General features: G+C 44.1%; 7 protein-coding genes and 1 pseudogene. 5 read left to right on the top strand and 3 right to left on the bottom strand.

What is annotated here, in order from left to right; all coding sequences use genetic code 11:
- Positions 1-212: 212 nt before the first annotated feature.
- Positions 213-2,153 carry an ATP-dependent zinc metalloprotease FtsH gene (ftsH, locus tag V7L29_RS14665; protein ID WP_334689486.1) on the bottom strand — a complete coding sequence of 647 codons (1,941 nt, stop codon included), beginning with the start codon at positions 2,151-2,153 and terminating at the stop codon, positions 213-215.
- Between the two features lie 330 nt (positions 2,154-2,483).
- On the opposite strand from ftsH, the gene V7L29_RS14670 reads away from it, so the two are divergent.
- A complete protein-coding gene (locus tag V7L29_RS14670; RefSeq protein WP_334735943.1) occupies positions 2,484-3,029 on the top strand; it encodes an NADPH-dependent FMN reductase in 546 nt (181 codons plus the stop codon).
- A gap of 42 nt (positions 3,030-3,071) precedes the next feature.
- On the opposite strand, the gene V7L29_RS14675 is transcribed toward V7L29_RS14670, so the two are convergent.
- Entirely contained in the window at positions 3,072-4,193 is a 1,122-nt protein-coding gene (locus V7L29_RS14675) for a ferrochelatase (RefSeq protein ID WP_334735944.1), read from the bottom strand.
- 236 nt (positions 4,194-4,429) lie between these two features.
- Here V7L29_RS14675 and V7L29_RS14680 point away from each other — a divergent pair, with 236 nt between their 5' ends.
- From V7L29_RS14680 to ilvB, 3 genes are all read left to right on the top strand, one after another.
- Entirely contained in the window at positions 4,430-5,002 is a 573-nt protein-coding gene (locus V7L29_RS14680) for a hypothetical protein (protein WP_334735945.1), read from the top strand.
- A 122-nt stretch (positions 5,003-5,124) separates the two neighbouring features.
- A complete protein-coding gene (locus V7L29_RS14685) occupies positions 5,125-6,387 on the top strand; it encodes an MFS transporter (RefSeq protein ID WP_334689482.1) in 1,263 nt (420 codons plus the stop codon).
- 224 nt (positions 6,388-6,611) lie between these two features.
- Positions 6,612-8,525, top strand: coding sequence for a biosynthetic-type acetolactate synthase large subunit (ilvB, locus tag V7L29_RS14690; RefSeq protein ID WP_334689481.1), 1,914 nt, complete (start codon positions 6,612-6,614; stop codon positions 8,523-8,525).
- A 154-nt stretch (positions 8,526-8,679) separates the two neighbouring features.
- Here ilvB and V7L29_RS14695 read toward each other — a convergent pair whose 3' ends face one another.
- Positions 8,680-9,558 (bottom strand): Rpn family recombination-promoting nuclease/putative transposase, encoded by an 879-nt coding sequence (locus tag V7L29_RS14695; protein ID WP_334689521.1) that lies wholly within the window; start codon positions 9,556-9,558, stop codon positions 8,680-8,682.
- A 12-nt stretch (positions 9,559-9,570) separates the two neighbouring features.
- Here V7L29_RS14695 and V7L29_RS14700 point away from each other — a divergent pair.
- Positions 9,571-10,226: pseudogene (locus V7L29_RS14700) on the top strand (CHAT domain-containing protein); the annotation flags it as partial.

Consider the following 10,226-nt stretch of genomic DNA (forward strand, 5'->3'; position numbering starts at 1 on the left):
GTTTCGACAGGCTTTCTTGCCTCAAACATAGACTAAACAAAGCTTTGCGTCACTTCATTCATTTATTCTCTCACGAGAGTGATGGAAGAGCGTTACTCATATCAAATAATTTCTTTCACTATCGGGAAATGACTGAGGACAAGTTGTAGTAACAAGTAGAAACTAAATCAGGAACCAAAACCTCTGGAGTTGCCAGAGGTTTTTTCTTTTTTCTATGTAGGAGCGATCGCCCCATACACTTCCAATTTGGCATCGGCTACCTGGGCATTATCAGTAACAATTTTGCGGAATAAATCACCTTCAATAGTCTCCTGTTCCGTTAGCAAATCTACTAAACGCTCCAAAACTATGCGGTTGAGTTCCAACAGTTCTTTTGCCTTGATGTAGGAATTGTTAACAATTTCGCGTACCTGCGAATCAATTTTGGCGGCAATTTCCTCAGAATAGTCTGATTTATTCATCCAGTCGCGTCCTAAAAATACCTCTCCACTCTGATTTTCCAAGGACAATGGCCCTAATTCTGACATCCCGAAGCGTGTCACCATCTGCCGCGCCATCCCTGTCACCTGTTGCAAGTCATTGCTTGCACCTGTGGTCACTTCTAGCTTACCAAAAACAATTTCCTCGGCGGCGCGACCACCCAAAGTAGCAGTAATCCTGGCTCTGAGTTGGGAACGTGAAATTAACCCTTGTTCTTCGTTGGGAGTAAACCAAGTTAATCCTAGCGCTTGTCCCCGTGGAATTAATGTAACTTTCTGCACAGGGTCATGGTCTTTGAGCAATGTGCCCACTAAAGCATGTCCAACTTCATGATAGGCAATCAAGCGCTTGCTCTTGCTGTCTACTAAGGCGGTACCTTCCATACCTGCAACGACTCTATCTACAGCAGCATCAATTTCTAAAAGGGTGACAGCTTCTTTGCGCCTCCTAGCAGTGAGAATAGCAGCTTCGTTGAGTAAGTTGGCTAAGTCTGCGCCAGTAAAACCAGGAGTGCGGCGAGCGATCGCTTCTAATGATACGCTAGGATCAATTTTTTTATTCCGCGCGTGGACTTTCAAAATATCCAGTCGCCCTTTGAGATCCGGTGCATCTACCATCACTTGTCTGTCAAAGCGTCCTGGTCTGAGTAACGCTGCATCTAGAACATCTGGGCGGTTAGTGGCAGCAATAATAATAATGCCTGTGTTACCTTCAAAACCATCCATTTCGGTGAGGAGTTGGTTGAGGGTTTGTTCGCGCTCGTCGTTACCGCCACCGATACCAGCGCCCCGTTGTCTACCTACTGCATCTATTTCATCGATAAATATTAGGCAAGGAGCATTATCTTTGGCTTTTTTGAAGAGGTCACGCACACGAGATGCACCCACGCCAACGAACATTTCCACGAATTCTGAACCAGAAATACTGAAGAATGGGACACCTGCTTCACCTGCGATCGCTTTTGCTAGTAGAGTTTTACCTGTACCAGGAGGGCCAATTAACAGCACTCCTTTGGGAATACGTGCGCCTACAGCAGTAAATCTTTCTGGCTGTTTGAGGAAAGTAACAACTTCTTCAAGTTCTTCTTTAGCTTCTTCAACCCCGGCTACATCTTCAAATTTAATTCCAGTTTTTGCCTCCATTTGGAAGCGAGCTCTGGATTTGCCGAAATTCATCGCTTGGCTAGAAGCATTAGTAGAGCGACGCAGGAACAATAGCATTAAAGCCACCAGTGGCAAAATCCACATGAGATTGATCAACAGCCCAACAGCAGCTCGACTGTTAGCAGAGGAAACTTCGCCAAAATCAACATTCTTCTCTTTGAGTACGTTAATCAACTCTGTGTTTTGTCCCAGAAGTCTCACCTGTTGGGCATTATCCTTTTGCCCCTTGAGAGAAACCTTTGCTATCTGTTCGCTTTCGTCAATATCTACTTTCTCGACTTCTCCCGCCTTTATTTTTTTGATCAAGTCGCCATAATTTAGAGAGGTGCTGTCTGCTTTTTGTGCCAAGACGGGAGTACTCCCGAGAATTCCTGGCAACATAATCAAACTAGCAGCGATGCCTACAGCGGGCTTCTCTACGAGACGCTTTGCGAATGCCAACGCACTAACCCAAGCAACCCGCTTTGACGACTGCCCTTTTATCAATGCTTTTTTTCCCAAATTTGTCATAATAATTACCCTTTGTCTGCTGGCACAAGTTAAGCGCTGGTTTTATGCCTATTTTTCTCTTCAAAATTGTAATAACTGGAAATTACACTTTTCTTATCTAGTCTAACTTCCACATAAAACCATTCCCAAGTTTCTTCCCGGTATTGCATGAAGTTGAGCAACCTGGATAATTATTCTGGCTCCTGACTCCTGACTCCTTTGTTATCAAATTTTCCGGTAGATTTTAATTTGACACATTCCAACACAAATCGCTAAAATAAACATAGTCATAACGATTCCGCTTTAGATAAATTTGGTGATAGTAGCTAGTTAATAGTTTGTAGGTTAATTATGGTAAAAATTGTTGGTATTGGTGGTAGTTTAAGACCCAACTCCTATACCCAGCTTGCTTTAGAAGTAGCAGTGCAAAGGGTTGAAGCTGTGGGTGCAGAGGTAGAAATTCTCGATTTACGGCAGTTGCAGCTACCGTTTTGTACTGGTGTAAAGGAGTATCCAGAGTATCCAGATGTTCAGCGGTTGCAAGATACAGTCAGTGGCGCCGATGGGTTAATTTTAGCGACACCTGAGTATCATGGTGGGGTTAGTGGTGTTCTGAAAAATGCCCTGGATTTGATGAGTTTTGACCAACTATCGGATAAAGTCACAGGACTAATTAGTGTATTGGGTGGTCAGTCTAATAGTAATGCTTTAAATGACCTACGGCTAATTATTCGTTGGGTACATGGTTGGGTGATTCCGGAGCAAATTGCGATCGGACAAGCTTGGGGTGCTTTCAGCCCTGAAGGCAAGCTGCTAGATGAGAAACTTTCTCAAAGATTTGATCAATTTGCTCAGAGTTTAGTTGATAATACTCGCAAGCTACGGGGCATAAATTAGTTTTAGGGTGGGCAAAGCTTTGCCCAGCCCACTAAACTTAACTTAATGGTGGTGATGGTGATGATGGTGATCCCCAGCCAGTTGAGGATTAATTGCCAAAGTTTGGTTTGACAACAGTTGTGCAATATGAGCATCAGCCCATTGAGCCGCCATAGCCAAAAATTCTGGATGATCGTTGACGCAAGCCATTTGCACGTAGTTCGTACCAGGATGCTGTTTTTCCAAAGCATGGATGATATGGTGTACATCCAATAGAGTTTCGTGGTTTTCTGTGGCAAAGCCAATTGGCATAAAAATTACCACTTTTGCACCTAACTGAATCAGGTTATTTGCTGCTTGTTCGGCATTTGGCTGTGTCCAATCAATTAAGGGCGTATCGTGATTGAGCCAACCCACCGAGATTAAGGGATAGCGGTTAATCAACTTATCCCGAACCAAATCGTACAACGCTTGACTTTCGGTAATCCCAGAAGTAAATCCTTTGGCTTTGTGGGGACAACCATGGTTCATTAGCACAATGCCGATTTGAGAAGGTAAGTAAGCTGCGGCTAAATCAGCGGTAATTTTCTCCTCAACCAGATGAGCCATTAAATCAATGTAGGCTGGTTCGTTGAAGAAAGAAGGAATGTAGCGCTGTGCTTTAACCCAGTGTTCTTCACCATCAGTTAACTCAACCAGAGCGTTGTTAACTTGTTCGATCGCAATCCCACTGGTAAAGATAGAATCAACAACCAGCAGTGGGTAGATTAGCAGCTTATTGAAGCCTTGGTTTTTGATTTCTGCCAGGACTTGATTAGGTAGGAAAGGGGCGCAGAAGTTGAAAGCCTTGAAAACTTGAACATTTTCACCCCATTTTTCTTGTATATGCTTCTCGATGCCAGCTCGCTGCTGTTCAAAAATGGCATTGTGTGGGGAGATAAAATCGTGGTGTGTGTGTCCCCACTCATGGCGGTCAAATAGCGCCAAAAGTTTTGCCAAGGGGGGATAAATCCAGGTTGGTACTGGTGCAAACTTTGCTGTCAGTAGATTTAAAGCCTGTTCGTTATAGTTGGCGAAATCTTCGTAGCTTTCGACTTCGCCGTAGCCCATGAGCAGTACGGCTACACGGTCTTTACCTGATAATTGCTCGTGGGTGTGTTGTACTTTTTCCGGCGTGGCAACCACAATGACTTCCTCAATATAACCAGAGTGCACAGAGATATAAAGTTAGGGAATAGCTTAGACATTTTCCCTACTAGTTAATTATTATCCCATCCAGGGGGATAGGATAGGTGGAAAAATCAGAATAATACATCAAAAGACATAGTGCGGTTATTACTGCATATAGGCTGAACAGCTAATAGACCGTTGTAGGAAGTTTAAGTTATTAATAATTGTAAAAGCTGCTACACAATAGATGGATGAGTATAATTATTTGCCCTGGAATTCATGAGTCAGACTTAACTGAAAGCTTTAGAGTAGAATTGTTAGATTTAGTTTCTAATAGCGCGATCGCTGATAATTACGCAAATATATTGATTGTTCCAAGTAAATATTTTTTGGTTTTATCACCATTTCATATCTTGCAGTTTTTGCGCGATCGCTTGGGCAATCAGCTAAAATCGCCAATTATATTCATTAGCTTTAGTGCTGGCGTAGTTGGGGCAATAGGGGCAGCGTGTTTGTGGCAACTCTTGGGTGGTCGTGTGAAAGCGTTTATTGCTATAGATGGATGGGGAGTACCACTACAGGGTAATTTCCCTATTCATCGGATCAGCCATGATTATTTCACCCATTGGAGTTCCTGTTTGCTAGGTAGTGGGCAAAATAACTTTTATGCAGAGCCAGCAGTTGATCATTTGTCAATTTGGAAATTGCCCCAAACTGTACAAGGCTGGTGGGTAGATTCATCCATTGGTATTTTTCCACCCAAAGGTCATCTGACAGCAGCTGAGTTTTTGCTTATGCTGTTAAAGCGCTATGAAGCAAATTAGTCCGGAAAATAGAATAAGTAAGCAGGAGTTAGGAATGAGGAGTTAGGAGTCAGCATTTATTCTCCCCTCTGCCCCATACCCCATGTTCCATGCCCCATACCCCATCTACCCAAAGTATCTAAATGTTTCCAACTGAACCTGCTTCTGTTAATAATGGGTTTGGCGCACTGCTAAAAAACCGTAGTTTTATGCTCCTGTGGATTGGGCAACTGCTGTCCCAGTTAGCAGATAAGGTTTTCTTTGTTTTGCTAATTGCTTTGCTGGAGAACTACCCACCGCTTCGTGGGTTGGCACAAAACTCGATGTACTCAACTTTGATGCTGTCGTTTACAATACCAGCAATTTTGTTCGGGTCTGCTGGTGGTATCTTTGTTGACCACTTACCAAAAAAGCTGATTCTGGTCGGCTCAGATGTCGTGCGGGGAATATTGACGCTGTGTCTTCCCTTGTTACCACGAGAGTTCCTGATTCTGTTAATCCTGACTTTTGCTATTTCCACGGTGACGCAATTTTTTGCACCAGCTGAACAAGCAGCCATCCCCTTATTGGTGAAGCGAGAGAATTTGTTGGCAGCCAATGCTCTTTTTAGCAGCACGATGATGGGAGCTTTAATTGTTGGCTTTGCTATAGGAGAGCCGATTTTGAGTTTGGCGAAAAGCCTGATGGGAGAAGAATACGGTCAAGAGCTTGTGGTTGGTGGATTATACATATTATCGGGTGCTATCATCCAGCCGATTAAGTTTAAAGAACCCAAACAACCGAGGGAACAGCGGACATCAAATAACCCTTGGGCTGAATTTACCGACAGCCTGCGCTATCTCAAGAAAAACCCTTCGATCTTGAATGCCATGTTGCAACTGACAACTTTATATTGTGTGTTTGCAGCCTTAACAGTGCTGACGATTCGATTAGCCGCAGAGTTTGGTCTCAAAGAAAAACAGTTTGGCTTTTTCTTGGCAGCAGCAGGGGTGGGTATGGTATTTGGTGCAGCGATTTTAGGTCACTGGGGTGATAAATTGCATCACAAGCCCCTACCTTTAATGGGATTTTTGATGATTGCACTAGTTTTAGGAGTGTTCACTTTTACACACAACTTGTTGCTAGCGCTAGGACTATGTGCATTTTTGGGTGTAGGTGCTGCCTTAATTGGTGTGCCCATGCAAACTTTAATTCAACAGCAAACACCACCTACTATGCACGGTAAAGTATTTGGCTTTCAAAATCATGCCGTCAACATAGCTCTGGCGTTACCTCTGGCGATTACTGGGCCATTAACTGATGCTCTAGGCTTGCGAATTGTGCTTATAGGAATGAGTATTGTTGTCGTAGTTGTCGGTGTTTGGGCTTGGAAAAATAGCCGCCGAGTCTTGCAAGACGTAATTTAATTAATGTAGGCTAATAGTCTAGTACAACACGGCGTAAATAGAGCAACCATTTAAAAACCCTAAAAAGCCCTTCCATAATACTTTTGACTTTTGACTTCCGCCTTGCGGTACTAGCTTTGTATTTAATATAAAAATTTATAAGATTTTGATTGAACTTTTCAATTAAAATGAAATCTTAACTACAGAATTCAGCATTAATTTTAGCTATAGTCTGAGGTTTGACCGTGCGTTCACAAAGTGTCTCCGCAGGAGAATCGCCTTCCCAAATTAGTCTGCCACAAATCGAGAATCACAAACAGTCTCGTATTTCTAGCCCTCCAGTCGTGCCCAAACGTGCATCTGGCGGTTTTGCTCTACTTGACAGCCTTCAGCGCCACGGCGTTGATTATATTTTTGGTTATCCTGGTGGGGCAATTCTACCAATTTACGACGACCTGTATAAGGTGGAAGCCACTGGTGCTATTAAGCACATCTTAGTGAGACACGAACAAGGTGCAGCCCATGCAGCCGATGGTTACGCCCGTGCCACAGGGAATGTAGGAGTATGCTTTGGCACTTCAGGCCCAGGAGCAACCAACTTAGTAACAGGTATCGCCACAGCCTATATGGATTCGATCCCGATGATTGTGGTTACAGGACAGGTAGCACGGCCGGCCATTGGTACAGATGCCTTTCAAGAAACTGATATTTACGGGATTACCCTACCGATTGTCAAGCACTCCTATGTAGTGCGTGATCCCAAAGATATGGCGCGAATTGTAGCCGAGGCCTTTCACATCGCTAGCACTGGGCGTCCGGGGCCAGTTTTGATTGATGTCCCCAAGGATGTAGCTTTAGAAGAATTTGATTATCTGCCTGTAAAACCAGGTTCAGTAAAGTTACGCGGTTATCGTCCTACAGTAAAGGGAAATCCCCGCCAGATTAATGCCGCGATTCAGTTGATTAGTGAAAGTCGCCGTCCGCTATTGTATGTGGGTGGAGGTGCGATCGCAGCTGGTGCTCATGAAGAAGTCAAAGAACTGGCTGAATTATTCAACATCCCTGTCACCACAACCTTAATGGGGATCGGTGCCTTTGACGAACATCATCCCCTAGCTTTGGGAATGTTGGGGATGCACGGCACAGCTTACGCTAACTTTGCCGTCAGTGATTGTGACTTGCTAATTTGTATTGGCGCTAGATTTGACGATCGCGTTACAGGCAAGTTAGACGAATTCGCCTCCCGCGCCAAAGTAATTCACATCGACATCGATCCGGCAGAAGTCGGCAAAAACCGCGTTCCGGAAGTGCCCATCGTCGGCGATGTGCGGAATGTGTTAGTAGACTTGTTGCGTCGCTGCAAAGAAACAGGCATCAAGGCTACACCTAATCAAAACCAAGAGTGGTTAAATCTAGTTAACCGCTGGCGCGAAGAGTATCCTCTAATCGTGCCGCAGCATCCCGACAGCATTTCACCCCAAGAAGTAATTGTAGAAGTCAATAGCCAAGCACCCAACGCTTTCTACACTACAGATGTCGGACAACATCAAATGTGGGCAGCACAATTCTTGAAGAATGGCCCGAGGCGCTGGATTTCTAGTGCTGGTTTGGGAACGATGGGTTTTGGCTTACCTGCGGCAATGGGCGCTAAAGTGGCGTTTCCTGATGAAGAAGTTATTTGTATTAGCGGTGATGCCAGTTTCCAAATGTGTTTGCAGGAACTTGGTACACTTGCACAGTATGGGATAAATGTCAAGACAATAATTATCAATAACGGCTGGCAAGGGATGGTGCGCCAGTGGCAGCAAGCCTTTTATGGTGAGCGTTACTCATGCTCAAACATGGAAGTAGGGATGCCAGACGTAGAGTTGTTAGCAAAAGCCTATGGGATTAAGGGCATGGTAATCAGCGATCGCAGTGAATTAAAAGATGCGATCGCCGAAATGCTAGCACACAAAGGCCCAGTAATCTTGAATATCCACGTCACCAGAGACGAAAACTGCTATCCAATGGTAGCTCCTGGCAAGAGCAACGCTCAAATGGTCGGCTTGCAGAAACAACCGCCGAAAGCAGCAGCAGAGCCAGTTTATTGTAGCCACTGTAGTGCGAAAAATGCTCCCACCCACAACTTCTGCGCTGAGTGTGGGACGAAGTTGTAACGCTTTTTGATAATTCTGACCAGAGAGACCGGGGAGCAGGAGAGAAAGATGCTGGAATTCGTCAGCAATCAAGGGTTTAAGAGCAAATAAATTTATTTATGGGGTTCTTTCTCCCCCCTGCTCCTTGTCTTTTTTCCTCTTGCTTAGGCATCGCTTAATCTTCTTGATTTGTTTGTGATGGGGAGATATTTGCTAGATAATTGACTAAATCGTGTTGGCTAGTTAAATCTAACAACACCTCAGCTAACTCCTCTAGTTGAGTGATCGATAAACCGTGAATCTGCTGTTCTGCTTCCGGTTCAATTGCACCAAAACGACGTGTTAACTGACGCAGAATTAGTTTTAGCGCCTCCTGTTTCTTTCCTCGTTCTTCTCCCTGTTGCAATCCCTTTTGCAATCCCTTTTGCAAAATATCTTGATAAATTACAGATTCCTGCATAATTTCCTCTCTAAAAAGTTGTGTAATTAAATTTTTCTCAAACCGCAAACCAGCCAAAACCTGTACGCAAGCTGATATATTCTGTCGCTCGTCTGTTTCTTCAATCATATCGACAGCAGTAGCGACTTGGCTTAATAAGTCTGTGGGTGAGTTGGTTCTGGCTAATGTCGCCAATGGTAAAAGTGCGGGGTTAGCTAACAGTGGTGTGGGATCTTCTTCCCATAAGCGAATCACACGATACTCATGTCTAGTTTTCCTATCCACATACTGAGTGTTAAAAACTGTTTCTGAGGAGGTGGGTTGTAAGAAAATTAATACCTGTTCAATATCACACCAGTATTGGCGTTTCAATCTGGTGTAGTAATCCAACATCCGAAAGTCAAGTGGAGGTGTGGATTTGGCTGAAGTTTGAAACTCCAAATGCAAGATTTGGTCAGCAATTTGCAGAAAGGTTACTGCATCAGCACGAATGGGTTCAAGGGTAAGTTCAGTTTTAAGTACTTGAATATCAGATGTATCAGATGATAGCAACCATCTGGCAAATTCAGTGGGGTAGGTTTCGGCAAGGTATTTGCAGGTGTTATCGTAACTCAAGGCGTAGACCCTTTGCGTCTTACCGTGCTGGAAGCAAATACCGATAAACTCAATAATAATTTTGCTGAATTATTGCGACGTTGGGCAACAAATACCCTAGCAGAAGCGGAAGCAGACATCGCCGCAAAGATTGTTAATTTTAGTAATCTGATTAGCGATTTTCCTTTGGGTAGCAAAGCTAGTAACATGGAAACTGCGATCGCTGGCTATGAAATCGTCCTCACTGTTTACACCCGCAGCGCCTTTCCTGTTGATTGGGCAATGACGCAAAATAATCTGGGGGTTACTTACGCTGAGAGAATATTAGGAGAAAAAGCCGAGAATATTGAAAGTGCGATCGCTGCTTATTCTGCTGCTCTGGAAGTAACAACCCGCAGCGCCTTTCCTGTTGATTGGGCAATGACGCAATATAATCTGGGGAATGCTTACAGTAACAGAATATTAGGAGAACGAGCCGAGAATATTGAATTAGCGATCGCTGCTTATTCTGCTGCTCTGGAAGTTAGAACCCGCAGCGCCTTTTGTGTTGATTGGGCAATGACGCAATATAATCTGGGGAATGCTTACGGTGACAGAATATTAGGAGAAAAAGCCGAGAATATTGAAAGTGCGATCGCTGCTTATTCTGCTGCTCTGGAAGTTAGAACCCGCAGCGCCTTTCCTGTTGA

Source organism: Nostoc sp. (assembly GCF_036916575.1).
Classification (GTDB): Bacteria; Cyanobacteriota; Cyanobacteriia; order Cyanobacteriales; family Nostocaceae; genus Nostoc.

Bases quoted from the DNA above. Each gene is read 5' to 3' on its own strand.
- ftsH (WP_334689486.1), bottom strand. From the start codon at position 2,153: ATGACAAATTTGGGAAAAAAAGCATTGATAAAAGGGCAGTCGTCAAAG.
- V7L29_RS14670 (WP_334735943.1), top strand. From the start codon at position 2,484: ATGGTAAAAATTGTTGGTATTGGTGGTAGTTTAAGACCCAACTCCTAT.
- V7L29_RS14680 (WP_334735945.1), top strand. From the start codon at position 4,430: ATGAGTATAATTATTTGCCCTGGAATTCATGAGTCAGACTTAACTGAA.
- V7L29_RS14685 (WP_334689482.1), top strand. From the start codon at position 5,125: ATGTTTCCAACTGAACCTGCTTCTGTTAATAATGGGTTTGGCGCACTG.